The organism is Ruminococcus sp. zg-924, assembly GCF_024433635.1.
In the GTDB taxonomy this organism is placed as follows: Bacteria; Bacillota; Clostridia; order Oscillospirales; family Acutalibacteraceae; genus UBA7067.
The window spans coordinates 44,845-64,366 of sequence record NZ_WNJZ01000014.1 but is presented as its reverse complement, the minus strand read 5'-3'; the positions used below and the strand labels follow the sequence as shown (position 1 = coordinate 64,366).

The window sequence follows — 19,522 nt, the reverse complement described above, 5'->3', positions numbered from 1 at the left end:
ATATCGTATTCAAACAAAAACAAAACTGACTCCGCTAGAAAAACGAAATCAGTTTGTTGCTTAAATTTTAATTTTAACTACATCAAGTAGGCTTTTTTGTACTGTCTGCATAACTTGGGGCAGTTCAGTTTACACGGCTAAGGGCTTTTTGTCGCTATTTGGAGGAGGCGGTCTTCTTTTTCTTTGGTACGGGAAGTTCATCATACATCGTTAGAAACAGTTTGCAAAGGAACTCCCTATCGTCAATGTTATCGACTAAAAGCATTTCTTTTGCACCCTCGTATGGTAATTCATAAGTCGCTGACGGCATAAGGGAGATCGCCGCAGGAACAGGCTTTACAAGCAAGCGGTCATCGTAGATACCGCCAACAATTTTTTCTCGGAAATAAAGGATATATTCGCCCATCATTGCCCGATAGGAAATACTGTCTAAACATGATAGCTGTTCCAGTACAAAGGTTAAATATTCTTTACTTGAAGCCATAAAGCACCTACTTTCAATTATCGGTTTTGAGCTTGTCCTTGAAAGCTTCGACTAAGGCATCGCTCAATTCTTGTGACGGAACTTTCGCCCAAATCTGCGTTGTGTCATACTTCGGGTAATAATAGCGCCACTTGTCATAGTCCTCTTGGCTGATTTCGCCTGCTGCAAGTTTGGCAGACTGCTCTTGCCAGGCGGCAAGCATTTTCAGCAAATCATTTGTGGTGTGTTCTTTATCCTTATTAATCCGCAGACATACTTCCCCGTCAATTTCCCCGATGGTGATGCCGTAAACATCTTCGAGGGTAAACAGCGTGTGCATAAGCCCGATTTGGCTGTCAATGTCCGGCACGGCAAGCGCCTGCGGCGCAACATCAAGAGCCTGTGCCAATGCAGCGGTCAAATCCGCTTTGGGTGTGCGTGTTCCCGTTTCATACTGAGCCAAACGCACATCTGCGGATTTTTCGGGAAAGCCGATCAATGTTCCGAGGTATTTCTGTGTCATTCCCCGCAGATTGCGGAAGAAATGTATTCTCTCACCAATAGCCATAGAGTTTTCTCCTCACCTATGTATTTGCCAACAGTATAGCATATATGTTTAGGATAGTCAAGAGAAAATAAAACAAAAAAGTTTAATATTTTTTTGAAAACCACTTGACAAAAGCAAATATGCTTAGTATAATGAAAGAGCATTAAACAAATATGCTTAACTTAATTGCCGTCGTGTGTCACGGTAATGGCACATCCGCCCGGGCAAATCGGAAGGCGGCAAGAAAGTATTCCGACACTAAAGAAATGGTATTGAAAAACAAAAACGAAAGGAGATTTTTATGGAAAACAGATTTATTCGTGCAGATGAAGTAGCAAAGGAACTTGCTGTTTCAAAGCCTTATGCCTATAAGCTCATCAGAAGGCTGAACGACGAGCTAAAAGCACAGGGTATGATCACAATCGCAGGGCGAATCAGCCGTCAATATTTCAATGAAAGGCTCTATGGAGCAGGAAAGGAGAAAGAATAAATGCCTGTATTTAAGAATGAAACCAACGGCACTTGGTATGTTATGGCTCGATATGTGGACTGGAAAGGAGAACGCAAGCAGAAATGCAAGCGAGGGTTTGAAACCAAACGGGAAGCGCAGGAATGGGAACGCACCTTTCAGCAGCAGAACGCCTCTGATCTCGATATGACCTTTGAAGCCTTTACGGAGCTTTATACGAGAGATATAAAGAGCCGCCTAAAAGAAAACACTTGGCTCACGAAGGATCATATTATCAAAACAAAAATCCTGCCGTATTTCGGCAAGTTGAGGATCAGCGAGATCACCACAAAGGATGTCATTGCTTGGCAGAATGAAATGCTTGCTTTTCGGGATGAAAAGCGACAGCCGTACTCACAGACCTATCTCAAAACCGTTCACAATCAGTTGAGCGCCATTTTTAACCACGCAGTAAGACACTATGACCTGCGCTCCAATCCCGCCGCAAAAGCGGGCAGTATGGGCGATAAAGAGGGCGGTAACATCAGCTTTTGGACAAAGGACGAGTATAAACGCTTTGCCGATGAAATGATGGACAAACCGACTTCCTTTTATGCCTTTGAAATGCTCTACTGGTGCGGTATCCGTGAGGGCGAACTATTGGCGCTTACCGCCGCAGATTTCGACTTTGAAAAGGAAACTGTTCGGATCAACAAGTCTTATCAGCGGCTGCATGGTGAAGATGTGATTACCACGCCGAAAACCAAAAAGAGCATCCGTACAATCAAAATGCCGAAGTTCCTTTCTGATGAAATGCAGGACTACCTCGGTATGCTGTACGGGCTGAAGAAAAAAGACCGCATTTTCACCATAACAAAAAGCTATCTGCACCGTGAAATGGACAGAGGGGCGAAAGCCGCAGGCGTAAAACGCATAAGAATTCACGATTTACGACACAGCCATATATCCCTACTGATTGATATGGGATTTTCGGCGGTGGCAATCGCTGACCGTGTAGGTCACGAAAGCATTGAGATCACCTATCGCTATGCACACCTGTTCCCGTCAAAACAAATTGAGATGGCAAAGAAATTAGAGTATGAAAGGATGGAAATCTAATGTCTGCAAAAAACCGTGATAACCACAACCGTTGGAGAAATAAGACGATTGGTTTTCGGGTATCGCCCGAAGAAAATGAACAAATCGAAACCGCTGTTCGGCTTTCGGGTCTTACCAAACAGGACTATATCACAAGACGGCTCCTTTGTCGTGATGTAGTCGTGCAGGGCAATCCGAGAGTCTATAAGGCACTCCGCAATCAGCTTGCCGCCGTTCTCGCTGAGTTAGAGAGGATTGAAGCAGGCAGCAGTGTGAACGATGAACTCCTCGATACAATCGAACTGATCTCCGTTATCCTCGGAGAGATGAAAGGAGAGGAACAGAATGAATGAACAAAAAGAAATGACTGCCCGAAGCACATCTGTTGGCGCAGATGTAAGGCAGTCACCCAATGTATCTGACAATAGTATAACCGAAAAGAACGGAAAAATCAATCCTCTTGAAGCAATTTCTATGAGCGAATTGTATGACACCGTGTACCAAAGCAAGCCGCCGCTGATCGACGGCTTGCTTTACCCCGGTGTCTATCTCTTTGTCGGAGCACCGAAGCTTGGCAAAAGTTTCCTGATGGCGCAGCTTGCCTATCATATCAGCACCGGCACACCGTTGTGGGATTATCCCGTCCGCAAAAGCACTGTGCTGTATCTTGCGCTTGAGGATGATTACCGCCGCTTACAGGAACGGCTGTACCGTATGTTCGACACAGAGGGTGCGGAAGATCTGTTCTTCTCTGTTTCGGCAGGTAATCTTGACAGCGGCTTGGACGATCAGCTACAAGGCTTTATGAAAGATCACCCCGACACAAAGCTGATTATCATTGACACACTTCAAAAGGTGCGAGAGGTCGGCGGTGATAATTACAGCTACGCAAATGACTATCAGATCATCGCCCACTTGAAAGAATTTGCTGATACGCACAATATCTGTTTACTGCTCGTACACCATACACGCAAGCAGCAGTCGGATGATAAGTTTGATATGATTTCGGGAACAAATGGTTTGCTCGGTGCGGCAGACGGAGCGTTTCTGCTCCAAAAGGAAAAGCGCACAAGCAATGCCGCCACGCTTGAAATATCTGGCAGAGATCAGCAAGACCAAAAGCTATATCTTTCCCGCAATCCTGAACGCCTGATATGGGAATTGGAAAAAGCAGAAACGGAATTGTGGAAAGAGCCGCCCGAACCTTTGCTTGAAGAAATCGCAAAGCATATCAATGCTGATCTACCACAATGGCAGGGTACGCCCACAGAGCTTGTGGCTCTGCTTGCGATTGACATTCAGCCTAACGCTCTCACAAAGAAACTGAATGTCAACGCAGGGCGGCTGTTCAATGAGTACGGTATCCGCTATGAGAACAGCCGCAGTCACGACGGGCGCAAGGTGAGCTTTCAGCTTGTGCAGGCGTGACGATGCGTGACGGTCGTGTCGATGTTTTAGGGGGCGGCGGTGATATCAAAATCACCGTCACCATCGACACGTACCGTCACGAATAAAGTTTAGGCGGGGTGCAGGGTGCCCTTTTCAAAGGGCAGTCCTGCTGGGGAGTTGTCCGCAGACAACGGGGCAACGCCCCACACCACCCCGTAGGGCGCAACAGCAGCTTTTGATGGCCAAAGGCTGTCAAAAGTGCTTTTGCGTTACTTTTGACAAAAGTAACAAAACCCGCCGCTAAAGCGGCGAAAGGAAAAGGAAGTGATAATTTGAAAAGAACGATCAGCGCAATGGTCGGAAAAGGGTCGATTAACCATAACAGCCGCCTATTCATAGCAGAAAATGTTGATCCCGAGCGCACCCATCTCAATATAAGTTACTGCAACCGAAGCGTTAAAAAGATCTATCACGAACTGTTTGACGAAGCCCTGAAACGCTACAACGATAAGCAGACAAGAGCCGACAGACGGATTGACGATTACTATGAAAAGATACGGTCAAGCAAGCAGGAAAAGCCCTTTCACGAGATCATTTTGCAGATAGGAAATCTTGAGGATATGAATGCCCAAAGTGAAAACGGATTGCTCGCCCAAAAGATACTCGATGAATATTATCAAGGTTTTCAAGCGAGAAATCCAAACCTCTGTGTGTTCTCTGCTCATCTCCATATGGACGAAGCGACGCCGCATTTGCACATTGATTTTGTGCCTTTTACCACCGGAAGCAAGCGAGGATTGGGCACCCGTGTGTCGCTGAAACAGGCGCTTGCCGCACAGGGATTTAAGGGCGGAACTCGTGGCGCAACAGAATGGAACCAATGGATACAGTCCGAAAAAGAACAGCTTGCTGCCGTAATGGAACGGTACGGTATCGAGTGGGAACGCAAAGGCACACACGAAAAACATCTTGATGTTCTGGACTACAAAGTACAAGAACGGTCAAAAGAGATCGAGGCGCTTGAAGCACAGATTGCAGCGAAACAGGACGTGGTAAAAAGCCTTTCGGCAAGGGTAGATAACTTCAGCAAAGGTCTTGCGGAACTGCAAAAGGTGGAACAGGCTTTGGATACCAACGCCGCCTTTCAGTTACCTGAACCGCAGGGATTGATGTCTGCTAAAAGCTACAAAACAAAGGTCGCCGAGCCGCTAATAAAGAAGCTTAAATTTCTCGTCAAGCGTGTTCTTGCACGGTGCTTTGATGCGTGGGACAGCTATCACCGGCTCAATGTCACCAACGCAAATCTCTACCGTGAGAACGAAACGCTGAGTAAAATCAATGACCGCCTTAAAGGAGAAAATGACAATCTGCGAAGCGAAAATCGGGATTACAAGCTGCTCCGAAAGGTGTTCGGCAGTAAGCAGATCGACAGCCTGTTGGAGCAGGCAAGGCAGTCTAAACAGCGTGATAAACGCTTTAGAAATATTCAAAATGAAAGGTAGGAAACCACGATGAACAAGCACATCACAGACAAAAAAACCGGTATCAGCTACACCTTGCAGGGAGATTACTATTTGCCTGACCTTGCACTACCGCCCGAAGAAGAACAGCCAATCGGCATTTGGGGACAGCGGCATTTGCGGTATATCCGACAGCATAAACGCCTGCTCTACTCCAATTTGCTGACAAGCGGAAAGCTGAACAGCTACCTTGCCGATATTGACAGACAGGCAGAGGAAATGTTCTCTCGGCTGGTAAAACAGATGGCTGAACGTGAGGGCATTAGCGAAAAGTTAAAGGCAGGAAATCAAAAGCTGTGGGTAGGTAAAATGAACACTATCCGAGAAGCAGCAACGGAGGTGGTCACTAATGATTTGATTTGCAATTAAAGCATATTGGCGGCAGTGAGAAATCTGGAAAGGTCTCAACCTTTGAATTCACATTTTACGGGGTCAAAGGTTGTGACATTTCTTATTATAGCAGTGTTTATGATATTCCGTTTCAAATTGACACGGAGTTTTCATGTTCAGTTTTTGATTCAGCCGCTCTTCGTTATAAAAATGGAAATACGCTTCAATAATTGACGCTGATAAAATAATTCCAGAATCGGTAAACCCATTGACAAATGATCAACAAAAGAGTATAATGTACTTGTATCAGATACTTATACTAATTAGGGGGTGATGTTGTGGCTACTTCAGTGAAGGAGATTATCCGCAGAAGAAAAAGTGTACGAACCTTCAGCGGGGAGACACTTCGTTCTGATGACAGGCAGAAGCTGGATGAGTTCCTCAAAACACTCAATAATCCCTTTGGCGTTCCGGTAGAGTTTCGTTTCCTTGACGCAAAAGAGTACAATCTCTCCAGCCCCGTGATCGTCGGGACAGAGAAATATGTTGCCGCTAAGGTCAGCCACATTCCGCAATCGGAAATTGCCTATGGGTATAGCTTTGAAACATTCTGTTTGTTTGCAGAGTCGCTTGGTATCGGTACTGTTATGTTGGCGGCGACAATCAGCCGCAGCGCATTTGAGAAAGCGATGGAAGTCAAGGACACAGAGGTCATGCCTGTTGCAAGCCCTATAGGATACCCTGCAGATAGGCAGTCTGTTCGTGAAAAGCTGATGCGCAAAGGAATCAAGGCAGATGAACGCCTGCCCTTTGATACGCTCTTTTTTGAGAATTCTTTTGCTCAAGGTTTAATCCCAGAGCACGCTGGACTGTTCCAGGATGCGCTTGAAATGGCGCGGCTTGCACCTTCTGCCGGAAACAAGCAGCCTTGGCGAGCCATAGTGTGCGGCGACAAGGTGCATTTCTACGAGAAAAAGACAAAAGCAATGTCAAACAATCCACTTGGAGATATTCAGAAAGTGGATGTAGGGATTGCGCTTGCCCATTTTGATCTGACGCTGAAAGAAAGCGGGATCAGTGGGAGTTTTGCTGTAGGCGATTATGGATTTGCAACAGACGATTCGATAGAGTATATCGTAACCTATGAGGTGAAGCACTGATGGATAACAAATTTTCTTCTGCGATTCATACGCTGGTTTTGATTGCAGAATCAGATAAACCGCTCACATCTGAGGATATTGCCGGGAGCGTTGGTACAAATGCCAGCTATATTCGTAAAATCCTCGGCTTGCTTAAGAAAAAAGATATTATTGAAAGTCATCGCGGCGTCAGCGGATTTTCATTAAAGCCGAGATCCGAAGATTTGACGCTTCTCAAAATCTATCAAGCTGTGAATGAAACGGAACGCCCCAGCCTGTTTGACCTGCATCAAAATCCCAACGATAAATGTATCGTCGGACGTCACATAAAGCCGGTTTTGACCGGATTGTTTGCGGAAATGGAAGATGCTTTTGCCCACGCGCTTGCAAACAAAACATTAGCTGACTGTACCGCCGGGATTCGCAAAAGATCAGAATCGGAAAGTTAATATTAAAATCAGAAATCACATACAGGAGGATTTTCTTATGAACGTAGTAGAGATCGTATTCAGCCCCACAGGAGGTACTGAAAAAGTCGCCCATATCATTGGAAAGCAGTGGAGCGAAAAACCTGCAATAATTGATTTGAGCGATGCAAAGGCAGACTTTTCTAAATGTAAAATCACAGAGCAGGATATGGTTCTAGTTGCTATGCCTTCCTTTGGCGGACGTGCGCCCGCTGTAGCGATCAGTCGTTTGAAACAGATTGCCGGGAACGGAGCAAAATGTACGCTTGTCTGCGTATATGGAAACCGTGCTTATGAAGATACGCTTGTGGAGATGGAAGACACAGCAAAGGAGTGCGGTTTTCAGGTGGTTGCGGCAATCGCCGCTGTTGCTGAGCATTCCATTATGCCGCAGTATGCTGCGGGCAGACCAGATGCGACAGATCAAAAACAGCTAACGGATTATGCCAATCAAATTGCAGATAAAGCGGGGATTGTCTCCGCCATACCGGGGAATCGCCCCTATAAAAAGGCTGGCGGCGCAGGACTTGTTCCGAAGCCGGATAAATCCTGCGTGAAATGCGGAGCGTGTGCCGAAACTTGCCCTGTGCATGCCATTGATCCAGTGAACTTTACGGCGGACTCCAAAGCTTGTATCTCGTGTATGCGCTGCATGAAACAGTGTCCGAAAAATGCAAGGAAAGTCAACGGTATGATGGTATCTGTTGCGGCGCTTGCTATCAAAAAAGCCTGCTCAGTCAGAAAAGAGAATGAGCTGTTTTTGTAAAGAGAGTATGGGAGTATTGCGTAAAATACAAATCATGACGGATTTCGCCGGCAATATTTCCTATGAAGATGAGATAAGGTGATTATTTTATGAAAATTGGTGTTATCGATGCAGGAGGTGGATTCCGAGGAATTTACGCCTGCGGTGTATTGGATTACTGTTTAGATGAAAATATCCGGTTCGATCTTGGAATCGGCATTTCCGCCGGAAGCGCAAATTTAGCGTCCTTCATTGCCGGTCAGAGAGGACGTAACTATCAGTTTTATACGGAATACGGTCTCAGAAAGCAATATGCAAGCTTGCGAAATTTCATTCGGAAAAGGTCTTTTATTGACATGGACTATGTCTACGGCACGCTCAGCAATCACGACGGAGAGAATCCTCTTGATTATATCGCCATAAGAGAGAACCCGATGGAGTTTATTGTTGTAGCCGCAAACGCCGTGACGGGAGACGCAAAGTATTTTGATAAACAGGATATACGACAGGACGAATACGATGTATTTAAGGCGTCCTCATCCATTCCTTTCATCTGCAAACCCTATTTTGTTCAGGGGACGCCCTATTATGACGGGGCGCTCGGCGACCCGATTCCTGTAGAAAAGGCTTTCGATTCCGGGTGTGACCGGGTCGTTGTATTGCTGACAAAGCCGGAGAATGTCCTTCGGACCTCTGAACAGGACGAGAAGCTGGCTGCCCGAATCCGCAAAAAATATCCCAACGCAGCGGAAAAACTGCGCCAGAGAGCAAACCGATACAATGCAGGCGTTGCGCTGGCACAGGAATATGCAAAACAAGGGAAAGCGCTGATCGTTGCGCCGGATGATACTTGCGGCGTCAGCACCCTATCTCGTAACCCTACAGATATGCAGCGCCTTTACGAGAAAGGGTATGCCGATGGGAAGAAAGTAAAATCTTTTATGCAGACTAATTTTTGAACATCGATCAGGTATATGGCATTTTGATTTATTGAAGCAGGATATAAAATCTCCCATTCTATATTTCTGAAATTCATTGAAAATCTAAGCAAAATAGTTTATAATATTGCTTGTCACCGATGGTGATTTATCCACAGCGAAACGACTCCTGTTATCAATAGCGATAACAAAATGATAACAGGAGGGTATATAGGCTGTATAATATGGATAATTCAAATAATCAAAAGACACACAGATATGGCGGATAACAATTCCTAAACGGGATTGTTTAAGCCTTGTTGAGTGGGAATGACAATAAATCCTCAAAAAAAACTTGATTTTTACTTTTTTTGAATTCCCGACTACATTTAGATTTTGAGATGCTCTGTTTTTTTCGGCAGAACATCTTTTTTCTGCCTGTAATGCCTTCAAATACTCTTGGAGATGCACATCGAATTTCGCCTATGAATAACATTGCTTTACATTTAAAAATGTAAGAAAAATCGAACTTTTTATCGATATTAATTGATAATCAGGGAAAAGAGAGTTATAATAATATGTATCATACCATCGATGAAGTGAAGAATATGAAATTTGTATCATACAAACCGTTATTTAAGTTACTGCTCGATAGAGAAATAAGCAAGACACAACTACGAGAAATGTGCGGTTTTCCTTGCAATGATTATTTCATCCGTTATAGGAACTTTGGTTATGGGACTTGTGGGAATACTTATGACCGCATCTTTTAAGGATATCAACTGGGACGACTTAAGCGAAGCGATTCCTGCATTTTTTACAGGAATATTTATGTCGTTTTGTTATAGCATTTCAGATGGTATTGCGGCAGGATTTATATTCTACTGCATCGTAAAAATCTGCCGTAAGCAAATTAAAGATATACATCCGATTGTATGGGGATGTACAGCATTATTTATTATAAATTTTGCTTTATTATCATTTATTTAATATGTGGTGACTAAAAATGCAAAATAGGAAGTTTAAAATGTTAAAGGCATGGGTGCTTATTCTTGTCCTTCTTTTCTCTTTCTCTGGCTGTGTGGAAAAAACGACAAAGGAATTGTATGCGGCATCGGTGGAGGACGCAAGGCATGCCGAAGAAAACGAAATTCTTCCGCTCGTAACCCTCACGCCCGACTCGGATATGGTCACTTGGAATGCCGACGGTACGAAGGTTCTGCTTCTATCGTGGCATAAGTACCCCGACAGATACATCGCCGGTGAAAGCGTTACCTGCACAGATGGAGATATTTGGACGTTTACCGATAAAGAAATTCTTTCCTGGTATGACGAAAATTCCAAAGGTGTAAAGGATTGGGAATTGCGACTTGAGCAGCTGATCGGACTCCCCACAAGCTCGGAATACACTCATGTTTCAGCATTCTGGGTAGATATTGAGGAAGTAATTAGACCTGCATATCAGATTGATGTTACCAAACAAATGTCGGCTGCGCTTTTGGACGGCTCAGGGCTCGGTGCGTACAAGCCCTGGTTTGATGATAACGCCGAGTATTCTTATTCAGAAGACACTCCGTACCCATGGACAGGACTCGGCTATACTTATGATTGGGCAGATGACGATGACGAATACGGCCTTTCCGAATTTCTTGTTCTTGCCGACTCGGTGATTGAGGTGGAATGGACGAAGACAACCAATGAATTTTTAGATTGGATGGAGAAAAACTGAGATGAAAACAAAGAGGCATTTATGCGTGCTGTTGACTCTGCTTGTCACACTCGCGATTCGCTAAGGGTGCTCTCACAAGTCGGCGGACAACGACAAAAAAGCCTGTCGAATTATAAGAATGCAAAGGTTGGCGTTATGACGGGAAGCTAACAAGCAACTATTGCAGACAAAATATTCCCCGAAGCAACGGTGCTTGAGTATAATACCACCGCCGATGTGCTTCACGCCCTGATCGGCAGCCTATTATTGATAATTCTTTTCTTTATATGTAAAGGGAAACTAACATTTTATCAGCATAAAAGACAGTTTCTTTGGCTTGCTGTGTCCTATATATCAAAATAAAACACGTGTTAAAATACGGGAGGATACGGAAATCAAAAATTTACCCCTGTTATGTCTGAATTGTCAGCAGGAAACCGTAAGCAACCTAAAGCAATTTATTGATCTCAACGAGTAATTGCGGTGAATATCTTGAAAATCTAAGCAAAATCGTTTATAATTTTTTGCTGTCCGTGGCAACACTATGGCAACAAAAATCTTGATAGACCATACTTTATGGATAATACAGATAATCCCGATAGCTTGTGCTAAAACGCCTACACAAAATTGTTTAAGTTAAGGTTTTCAGGAGCGAGTGGGAATAATACATCACGATAATGCTAAAGCTTTTAGACATCAGTTCTATAAAAAAGGATCTGTATTATCAAGAAGCCTTGAGGGGATATCTAAACGGGCTAAAGAGTCCAAAAGGCAAATCGACAACATCTTATAATTATTTAATGATGTGGCAGACTGAATGAATACCTTGCAAGTGTAGATGAACAGGCAGAGGATATGTTCGCTCGGCTGGTAAAGGAATATGCCGACAGGCAAGGCGTGACCGAACAGTTAAAAGCAGACAATCAAATGGAGTAGGTTGCTCGGATGAATAACATCCGCAATAGAGCCACATAAATCGTAAATAACGATATAATTTACAACGAACCGAGAACGGCGGTAGGGAGATTTTTCTCTCTGCCGTTTTTTTTGCAAAAAGTATTGACAAGTATATCGTACTGCGATATACTTGAATATATCGAGGTGAGATATATCGCACTGAAGTTTAATGGAGGTTGATGTTATGGATCAGCATATAAAAAAAGTTTATGTTCCTATGACGGAAACTGCTTTTTTCATCTTATTGTGTTTGCGAAAGCCTAATCACGGATATGGCATTGTTCAAATGGTTGAAAAAATGACAGACGGTTGTATTAAACTTACACCCGGTACAATGTACGGTAGCTTATCAAAAATGGAAAAAGACAAGGTAATCCGTTTTGTTCGTGAAGAAGATAAACGAAAAAGCTATCAAATTACTGATTTGGGATTAGAGGTTTTACAGATTGAATTAAAGCGAATTGAACGCTTATATAAAATAGCGAAGGAGGAAATGTAAAATGAAAACTAAAAAGCAATTCAAATGGTTTACAATATTTGAATATGAAAAAGAGCAGGATTATCTGCGAGAAATGCACAAGGCAGGTTGGAAATTTATTAAAGTAAAATTTGGAATATATTATTTTGAAAAATGCACTCCTCAAGACGTAGTGTATCAGCTTGACTATAACGAAGACGGACTTAAGTATAAAGATGAATACTTGAAAATGTTTGATGATTGCGGTTGGGAATATATACAGGATTATATCGGCTACAGTTATTTTAGAAAAGCGGTCGCTGCTGTAGATGGTGTAGCAGAAGAAATCTTCTGTGATGAAGAATCAAGACTTCAAATGATGCAACGTGCATTGAAAGGCAGAATGTTGCCTCTGTTGGTTATTTTCTTTGCAACACTATTGCCGCTGTTTCTTATTAACCTTTTGAGCACTCATAACTATGTTATTACATCCATTATTGGTGGTATCTTAGTTTGGTATATTGTGATATTCGCTATGTGCTTTGTGAAATACAATCAGTATAAGAACAAAAAATAATTCAAGCAAGAGGTAAATATAAATGTACGAATTTTTAGTAGCAGCACTTCCGTGAATTTTATTGGGATTATTCGTGGCTGTTAGTTGTGTGATTATTTGCAAAAACAAGAAATGATTTTTTTCATATTTGGTGATATAATAAGCTTAAATTGGGTAAGGCAACCTAAAGTTTACATTTAGAAACGCCAGATTGGTGGTATGTTTTCGCTGAGTGTTCTACAATAAAGACAACGCAGAGTTAGAAAACATAAGGAGAAATGATTATGACACTTGGCGAAAAGCTATCAAAATTAAGAAAAGAATACAACTATACACAAGAACAGCTTGCCGGCATCCTCGGTGTTTCCCGTCAGTCAATCAGCAAGTGGGAGTCGGATATCGCATATCCCGAAACTGACAAACTAATAAAAATGGGAAAGCTCTTTGAATGTTCAATGGATTATCTTCTCAACGAGGATATTACCGAAAAGCAAGGTTTACAACCTACTGAAACAGAAAGCATTTGGGATATGTTCAAAAAGCAGCTTCACGAACGCAAGAGCGAAAAGATGATCTTCGGTATGCCTCTTTATCATATCGGAAGAAACGCTCACGGCTTTTTTGCAATCGGATTTAAGGCTCGTGGAGTATTTTCCTTCGGTCTAATGTCACGAGGTGTTTTCTCGGTCGGTCTGCTCTCGCTCGGAGTAATTTCCATTGGACTGTTGTCCCTCGGCTTTATTTCTGCAGGTGTGTTCTCAGCCGGACTTCTTGCAGTCGGTACGATTGCTCTCGGCTTATTTGCGGCAGGCGCAATCAGCGTAGGACTTATATCTTTCGGAGCTCTCTCTGTTGGGTGTTTCTCAACGGGTGCGCTTGCTATTGGTAAATATGCCGCAGTTGGCGATCACGCAGACGCCATGGTTGCCATTGGTAAAACGGTGGCAGATGGAAGTGTTTACAGACACATCGGAGATCTGACTACGGCAGATATACCAACTGTGGTTGAATGGCTCGATGCAAATGTACCGTCTTGGCTATGCTGGGCAAAAGAAATTTTCAAATTCTTTATACAGTTAAAGTAGAAACACTTGAATTTTCAAGTAAAATTATTTATAATATCCTTGTCAGCGTGGCAACACTATGGCAACAAAAATCTTGATAGACCATACTTTATGGATAATACAGATAATCCCGATAGCTTGTGCTAAAACGCCTACACAAAATTGTTTAAGTTAAGGTTTTCAGGAGCAAGTGGGAATAACAAATACAGCCCCTTAAATTCGCATGACAGCTGAATTTTCGGGGCTATATGTTGTTTTTTTAAGGTATAACAAAAAATTATTACAGTAAAGATGGAGAAAGATAAATAATATGATTACATACGAACGCTTTAAAGAAATGAATATCAATACCGAACCTGTTGGCTTTATTCTCGGTGGTGAGGACTGTGAGGAATTCTGTACGCCTGTCGGTGCTGAAATAATCGGTTGGGCAGGAGTTGACGGAATACACTATTGCTTTGTAAAAGGCTTTGGCGATACGGTTTTCTCTGTAAATCCAACGGAGTTAAAAGGAGATTGCGTTCACCCGATAGCCGAAAACTTTGAGATGTTTTTGCGCTTGATTTTATCATGTGGTTCAGCTGACGCAGTCGAGCAGGTGCACGGTTGGAACAGCGATGAGTTTGATTCATATCTTTTGGAATATCCGCTGAGTGATGAACAGAAAAATGTACTGTGTACACTTAAGGATAAGCTCGGTTTGCAGGCAGTGGACAAGCCGTTTGAATATATCAAAAATCTACAAGCAGGCTTTGATTACTCGAATTTAGAATTTAAGACTGAATATTTTGAAGACCTTGCACCTTATGACGAAGAAGTTACTGCTAATTGGGCAGAAGGATATTTAAGTGATTTATCAAAAAGAAAAGGTAACTGCGGCAATGAAAATGTTGCTGTAATTGGTAGCAGTGACGGCCCGATTGCATTTTATTATTCTTCGGACGATGAGTAATAATAAGTTAGTACCCAGGATTATCAAGACAGTTATACAAGATATAAAAAATAACAGCAAAAAGTATTGACAAAACCTTGCGTAAGGAATATAATAGCATTGTTGAATGATTGCTCAACTAATACAGGAGGAACACAATGGAGAAACAACCGATTTGCGACTGTGATGTAATTCACAGTGATATTGTAAATTCTGTCAGCAAGCAAATGTGTGCAAAAGACGAATATATTGAGCTTGCGTCGCTGTTCAAGCTTTTCGGAGATGGAACAAGGGTTCAGATTCTTCACGCTTTGGAGCAAAGCGAGATGTGCGTATGTGATATTGCGGTACTGCTCGGACTTACAAAGTCTGCTGTTTCTCATCAGTTAAAGGCACTCAGACTTGCAAACCTTGTTAAATTCCGCCGTGAAGCTCAAACAGTGTATTATTCGCTTGCGGATTCTCATGTTAAGGAGATTTTAGACAAGGGCTTTGAACATTTGCGTGAGTGATTTTTGATTTTGCATAAGCTTGCATTGTTTTTTTACCCTCTTAGTTGAACGGTTGAGCAACAACTAAATATAAGGAGGCGCACTATGGAAAGGGTGTTTTTGTTAAAGGGGCTTACATGCCCGAATTGTTCTGCTAAAATTGAACGTGAGGTCGGCGCATTAAGCGGCGTTTCAAGCTCGTCAATAAATCTTGTAACACAAACGCTGACCGTCAGCCTATCTGAAAATTACAGTGGCGATGTCTTTAACGACATAAGCAAAATTGTCCATAATCACGAAAGTGATGTTGAGGTAATTGCAAAAGGAGGCAAAGAAGAAAAGCCTAAGAAAGAGAAAAAGGACAGAGCAACAATTATTCGCCTCGTTGTTGGTGCTGTAATTTTTGCCGTTGGAATTTCCTTTGAATATTTCACAAGCATAAATCAATATATTACTCTTGCTGTTTTGATATTGGCATATATCATACTCGGTGCAGATGTTGTGCTTAAGGCGCTCAGAAATATAACAAAGGGCAGAGTTTTTGATGAAAACTTTTTGATGACTGTTTCAACAATCGGAGCTTTTGTAATTGGCGAATATCCTGAGGCAGTAGCTGTTATGCTTTTCTATCAGATTGGCGAATTCTTCCAAGGGTTGGCTGTGAAGCGTTCAAGAAAATCAATCTCAAGCCTTATGGATATCCGACCTGACAGCGCAAATGTTGTAAGGAACGGTGCTATTGTAACAGTATCGCCGGAGCAGATAGCCGTTGGTGAAACAATAGTTGTAAAGCCGGGTGAGAAAATACCGCTTGACGGAATTGTGCTTGACGGAAACGTTATGCTCGACACGAGGGCACTTACAGGCGAGGCTGTGCCAAGAAGTGCAAAAATCGGCGACGTTGTTCTGTCCGGCTGCATCAATCAAAGCGGAGTTTTGACAATCGAGGTTACAAAGGCTTACGGTGACTCAACTGCATCGAAAATTATAGATTTAGTCGAAAATGCCGCAAGCCGTAAGGCTCCGACTGAGAGCTTCATCACTGCATTTTCACGCTACTATACGCCAATTGTCGTTGGCTTAGCAGCCTTGCTGGCCGTTATTCCGCCGCTGCTATTTGGAGGAAACTGGGCGGAGTGGATAAACCGTGGTTTTGTATTCCTCGTTATATCCTGCCCGTGTGCGCTTGTAATTTCAATACCGCTTACATTCTTTGGCGGTATTGGTTCGGCATCAAGGAAGGGTGTACTTGTTAAGGGTGGCAATTATCTTGAAGCGCTTAACAACCTGGAAACCGTTGTTTTTGACAAAACAGGGACGCTAACAAAAGGCGTGTTCAGAGTGAGCGAAATTAATGCTGAAAACAGCTTTACTGCGGAGTGGGTTTTGCGCCTTGCCGCAGCAGCAGAGAGCCTTTCAAACCATCCGATTGCACGCTCTATAATTGAAGAATACGGAAAAGAAATTGACGAGAAGTCGATAACTGCTTACAACGAGATTTCCGGTCACGGCATTAGTGCCAAGATAAGCGGTAAACATATTCTTGTTGGCAATGATAAGCTGATGAGAAAATACGGAATAGACTTTTTGAAATGCGAAAAAGCAGGAACAGTTGTTTATGTTGGCTGTGACGGAAGCTTTGCCGGTTCGATTCTCATATCAGATGAAATAAAGCCGGACAGCTGCAAGGCAATTGCTAAGCTTAAGGCTTTGGGAGTTAAGAATACAGTAATGCTCACCGGTGATAATGAAGATATTGCAAAAGCAGTGAGCCAAGAGCTTGGTATTGATAAACATTACTCTCAGCTTTTACCCGCTCAGAAGGTTGAAATAGTTGAGCGCCTTGACAGCGAAAAGAGCAAGAAAGGTAAGCTTGCGTTTGTCGGCGACGGTATCAACGATGCGCCGGTGCTTGCACGAGCTGATATAGGAATTGCAATGGGCGCCTTAGGTTCAGACGCTGCAATCGAGGCGGCGGATGTTGTGCTTATGACAGATGAGCCGTCAAAGCTTATTGACGCTGTGAAAACTGCAAAGGCAACAAGGCGCATTGTAATGCAGAATATAATATTTGCTCTCGGTGTAAAGGCAGCGTTTTTAGTCCTTGGTGCATTCGGCATAGCAGGAATGTGGGAGGCTGTGTTCGGCGATGTTGGCGTTATGCTTCTTGCGGTGCTAAATTCAATGAGAATTTTGAGAAAATAAGTGATTTTGCGTGCCCTGCTAAGAATAAAATATAGTTTTATCCCTCTGTGTTTAGCTTCAGGTTAGGCGCAGAGGGTTTTGATTTTGTCAAAAATAATCAAAAATGAGAAAAAACGGTCAAAAAATAAAAGGGGAAATTGTTAAATCGTCCAAAGTTAATGAAAAAGAATTGACAAATATTGTTAAATAGCTTAGAATTGTATTGAAAGAAAATGGCAAAATTGATTTATAAGATTTCAGCACATTTTAAAGGGCTTTATAACAATAATAAAACAGAAGGGACGGATGATTATGTTTAAGGGTATAGCGGCTTCTAAGGGAATCGGAATAGGCAGAGTGCTTATTATTAAGGAGCAGGATTTGTCTTATGAGGCGAACAGTGTTATTGACACAGAAGCGGAGGTTGAACGCTTCAAAGCGGCTGTTGCTAAATTTTCAACAGACACTGAGAAAAAGGCGGCAGATATAGAGAAGAACGTAGGGCAGAAGGAAGCTGAAATTATCAGAGGACATATTCTGATGATTCAAGACCCATTTGTAAGCGGCGAGATTGAGAATAAAATAAAAGCAGGCGACTGTGCTGAAAAAGCTCTTGACGAAATATGCTCCATGTTTGCCGCAATGTTCGCTTCAACAGGTGACGAGCTTACAATGCAGCGTGCAACTGACATTGAGGATATACGCAAGGGTATTTTGTCAATACTGCTTGACAGGGAAGAGGCTGATATTTCCACCTGCCCTGAAGGAACAGTTATAGTTGTTGGTGATTTAACCCCGTCAATGACAGCGAGCATCAATAAGGATAATATTGCCGCAATTGTTACCGAAACAGGCGGCTACACCTCTCATTCCGCAATTCTGGCAAGAGCTCTTGAGATTCCGGCAGTTTTGAGCGTTAGTGATATTTTGTCGCAGGCAAGTGATGGCGATGAGATTATTGTTGACGGCTCAAAGGGCGTTGTAATAAAGAGTCCGAGCGAACAGCAGAAATCGGAATATACTTCAAAGCGTAATAAATATTTAGCTGATAAGGAGGCGCTCAAGGCGTTTATTGGTAAGGAGACCGCAACATCTGACGGCGTAAAAGCGGAGCTGTGCTGCAATATTGGCAAGCCGACGGATGTTCACAATGTGCTTGAAAGTGACGGCGAAGGAATAGGACTTTTCAGAACGGAATTCCTGTTTATGGACTCAACCTCTCTTCCAAGCGAAGAGCAGCAGTTTGAAGCTTACAGCAAGGTTGCAAAGGCTATGAACGGTAAGCCTGTTATTATCAGAACACTTGACATAGGCGGCGACAAAGATGTACCATATCTTGGACTCGAAAGTGAGGATAACCCGTTCTTAGGCTACCGTGCAGTTCGCTACTGCCTGTCAAGACCCGATGTTTACAAGCCGCAGCTTAGGGCGCTTCTGCGTGCCGCTGTATATGGAGATATAAGAATAATGGTTCCGCTTGTAACAACGGTTGAGGAAATGCGTCAGGTTAAAGCTCTTGTTGAGCAGATTAAATCTGAGCTTGACAGCGAAGGAGTTAAATACAAGAAGGACGTTAAAATCGGCGCAATGGCTGAAACAGCAGCAGCAGGCGTTATTCCTGACTTACTTGCCGAGGAATGTGACTTTTTCAGTATAGGAACAAACGATTTAACAGGCTACACAATGTGCGTTGACAGAGGAAACTCAAAGGTTGCCTACCTCTATTCCGCATATAATCCTGCTGTGCTCAGAATGATAAGGAATATTATTACTGAGGGCAAAAAGGCAGGAATACCCGTTGGTATGTGTGGTGAAGCCGCCGCAGATCCGCTTCTTATACCAATGCTTATTGCATTCGGACTCGATGAATACAGCGTAAGCCCAACTTCGGTTTTATCAGCAAGAAAAACTATATCGCAGTGGAGTTTAGCCGAAGCACAAGCTCTTGCCGACAAGGTTATGAAGCTCAAGACCGAAAAAGAGGTCAAAGAAATGCTTGAGGCAAACGTAAAGAATTAAACGCTGTCCAATATTATGTACAAAATGTAATATTATAAAGAGCCTGCCGCAATGATATGAACATCCAAAAGTGTCTAAACTTTAGGGCTTAC

Annotated in this window: 24 protein-coding genes; 21 read left to right on the top strand and 3 right to left on the bottom strand. The window is 43.0% G+C overall.

Going from position 1 to position 19,522, the window contains the following annotated elements; genetic code table 11:
• Nucleotides 1–154 precede the first annotated feature (154 nt).
• A complete protein-coding gene (locus tag GMA13_RS07980) occupies nt 155–484 on the bottom strand; it encodes a TfoX/Sxy family protein (RefSeq protein WP_255883680.1) in 330 nt (109 codons plus the stop codon).
• A gap of 13 nt (nt 485–497) precedes the next feature.
• Complete coding sequence (locus tag GMA13_RS07975; RefSeq protein WP_255883682.1) at nt 498–1,031, bottom strand: helix-turn-helix domain-containing protein; 534 nt, start codon at nt 1,029–1,031, stop codon at nt 498–500.
• Nucleotides 1,032–1,311: 280 nt separating this feature from the next.
• Between GMA13_RS07975 and GMA13_RS07970 the strand changes: the two genes are divergently transcribed.
• From GMA13_RS07970 to GMA13_RS07945, 6 genes are all read left to right on the top strand, one after another.
• On the top strand, nt 1,312–1,500 hold the full coding sequence (locus GMA13_RS07970; RefSeq protein WP_255883683.1) for a LysR family transcriptional regulator: 189 nt from the start codon (nt 1,312–1,314) through the stop codon (nt 1,498–1,500).
• A complete protein-coding gene (locus GMA13_RS07965) occupies nt 1,501–2,577 on the top strand; it encodes a site-specific integrase (RefSeq protein WP_255883684.1) in 1,077 nt (358 codons plus the stop codon).
• Complete coding sequence (locus GMA13_RS07960) at nt 2,577–2,909, top strand: hypothetical protein (protein ID WP_255883685.1); 333 nt, start codon at nt 2,577–2,579, stop codon at nt 2,907–2,909. The genes GMA13_RS07965 and GMA13_RS07960 overlap by 1 nt, the downstream gene beginning before the upstream one ends.
• Nucleotides 2,902–3,984, top strand: a complete 1,083-nt coding sequence (locus tag GMA13_RS07955; protein WP_255883686.1) for a helicase RepA family protein — start codon at nt 2,902–2,904, stop codon at nt 3,982–3,984. The genes GMA13_RS07960 and GMA13_RS07955 overlap by 8 nt, the downstream gene beginning before the upstream one ends.
• A gap of 314 nt (nt 3,985–4,298) precedes the next feature.
• Nucleotides 4,299–5,447 carry a plasmid recombination protein gene (locus tag GMA13_RS07950; RefSeq protein WP_255883778.1) on the top strand — a complete coding sequence of 383 codons (1,149 nt, stop codon included), beginning with the start codon at nt 4,299–4,301 and terminating at the stop codon, nt 5,445–5,447.
• Between the two features lie 9 nt (nt 5,448–5,456).
• Complete coding sequence (locus tag GMA13_RS07945) at nt 5,457–5,834, top strand: TnpV protein (RefSeq protein WP_255883687.1); 378 nt, start codon at nt 5,457–5,459, stop codon at nt 5,832–5,834.
• A gap of 63 nt (nt 5,835–5,897) precedes the next feature.
• Here GMA13_RS07945 and GMA13_RS10640 read toward each other — a convergent pair whose 3' ends face one another.
• Entirely contained in the window at nt 5,898–6,023 is a 126-nt protein-coding gene (locus GMA13_RS10640) for an IS3 family transposase (protein WP_370687071.1), read from the bottom strand.
• Between the two features lie 110 nt (nt 6,024–6,133).
• On the opposite strand from GMA13_RS10640, the gene GMA13_RS07940 reads away from it, so the two are divergent.
• From GMA13_RS07940 to ptsP, 15 genes are all read left to right on the top strand, one after another.
• Nucleotides 6,134–6,955, top strand: coding sequence for a nitroreductase family protein (locus GMA13_RS07940; RefSeq protein WP_255883688.1), 822 nt, complete (start codon nt 6,134–6,136; stop codon nt 6,953–6,955).
• On the top strand, nt 6,955–7,383 hold the full coding sequence (locus GMA13_RS07935) for an Rrf2 family transcriptional regulator (protein WP_255883689.1): 429 nt from the start codon (nt 6,955–6,957) through the stop codon (nt 7,381–7,383). The genes GMA13_RS07940 and GMA13_RS07935 overlap by 1 nt, the downstream gene beginning before the upstream one ends.
• A 37-nt stretch (nt 7,384–7,420) precedes the next feature.
• Complete coding sequence (locus tag GMA13_RS07930) at nt 7,421–8,167, top strand: 4Fe-4S binding protein (protein ID WP_255883690.1); 747 nt, start codon at nt 7,421–7,423, stop codon at nt 8,165–8,167.
• 89 nt (nt 8,168–8,256) lie between these two features.
• The gene (locus tag GMA13_RS07925) at nt 8,257–9,105 is read left to right on the top strand and encodes a patatin family protein (RefSeq protein ID WP_255883691.1); all 849 of its coding nucleotides are present in this window, start codon (nt 8,257–8,259) and stop codon (nt 9,103–9,105) included.
• A gap of 693 nt (nt 9,106–9,798) precedes the next feature.
• Complete coding sequence (locus tag GMA13_RS07920; protein WP_255910926.1) at nt 9,799–10,053, top strand: hypothetical protein; 255 nt, start codon at nt 9,799–9,801, stop codon at nt 10,051–10,053.
• A gap of 37 nt (nt 10,054–10,090) precedes the next feature.
• Complete coding sequence (locus GMA13_RS07915) at nt 10,091–10,792, top strand: hypothetical protein (protein WP_255883693.1); 702 nt, start codon at nt 10,091–10,093, stop codon at nt 10,790–10,792.
• Nucleotides 10,793–11,111: 319 nt separating this feature from the next.
• A complete protein-coding gene (locus tag GMA13_RS07910; RefSeq protein WP_255883780.1) occupies nt 11,112–11,249 on the top strand; it encodes a cysteine-rich KTR domain-containing protein in 138 nt (45 codons plus the stop codon).
• A 335-nt stretch (nt 11,250–11,584) separates the two neighbouring features.
• The gene (locus GMA13_RS07905; protein WP_255883781.1) at nt 11,585–11,707 is read left to right on the top strand and encodes a TnpV protein; all 123 of its coding nucleotides are present in this window, start codon (nt 11,585–11,587) and stop codon (nt 11,705–11,707) included.
• A 205-nt stretch (nt 11,708–11,912) separates the two neighbouring features.
• The gene (locus tag GMA13_RS07900) at nt 11,913–12,227 is read left to right on the top strand and encodes a PadR family transcriptional regulator (RefSeq protein WP_255883694.1); all 315 of its coding nucleotides are present in this window, start codon (nt 11,913–11,915) and stop codon (nt 12,225–12,227) included.
• Nucleotide 12,228: 1 nt separating this feature from the next.
• Nucleotides 12,229–12,762, top strand: coding sequence for a DUF2812 domain-containing protein (locus tag GMA13_RS07895; protein ID WP_255883696.1), 534 nt, complete (start codon nt 12,229–12,231; stop codon nt 12,760–12,762).
• 263 nt (nt 12,763–13,025) lie between these two features.
• Nucleotides 13,026–13,826 (top strand): helix-turn-helix domain-containing protein, encoded by an 801-nt coding sequence (locus GMA13_RS07890; protein ID WP_255883697.1) that lies wholly within the window; start codon nt 13,026–13,028, stop codon nt 13,824–13,826.
• 289 nt (nt 13,827–14,115) lie between these two features.
• Nucleotides 14,116–14,757: a hypothetical protein gene (locus GMA13_RS07885; protein ID WP_255883699.1), complete on the top strand. Its 642-nt coding sequence runs from the start codon at nt 14,116–14,118 to the stop codon at nt 14,755–14,757.
• Nucleotides 14,758–14,894: 137 nt separating this feature from the next.
• Nucleotides 14,895–15,248 carry a metalloregulator ArsR/SmtB family transcription factor gene (locus GMA13_RS07880; RefSeq protein WP_255883702.1) on the top strand — a complete coding sequence of 118 codons (354 nt, stop codon included), beginning with the start codon at nt 14,895–14,897 and terminating at the stop codon, nt 15,246–15,248.
• A gap of 84 nt (nt 15,249–15,332) precedes the next feature.
• Nucleotides 15,333–17,432, top strand: coding sequence for a heavy metal translocating P-type ATPase (locus GMA13_RS07875; RefSeq protein WP_255883703.1), 2,100 nt, complete (start codon nt 15,333–15,335; stop codon nt 17,430–17,432).
• Between the two features lie 291 nt (nt 17,433–17,723).
• Complete coding sequence (gene ptsP / locus GMA13_RS07870) at nt 17,724–19,430, top strand: phosphoenolpyruvate--protein phosphotransferase (protein WP_255883705.1); 1,707 nt, start codon at nt 17,724–17,726, stop codon at nt 19,428–19,430.
• The last annotated feature ends 92 nt before the right edge of the window (nt 19,431–19,522 follow it).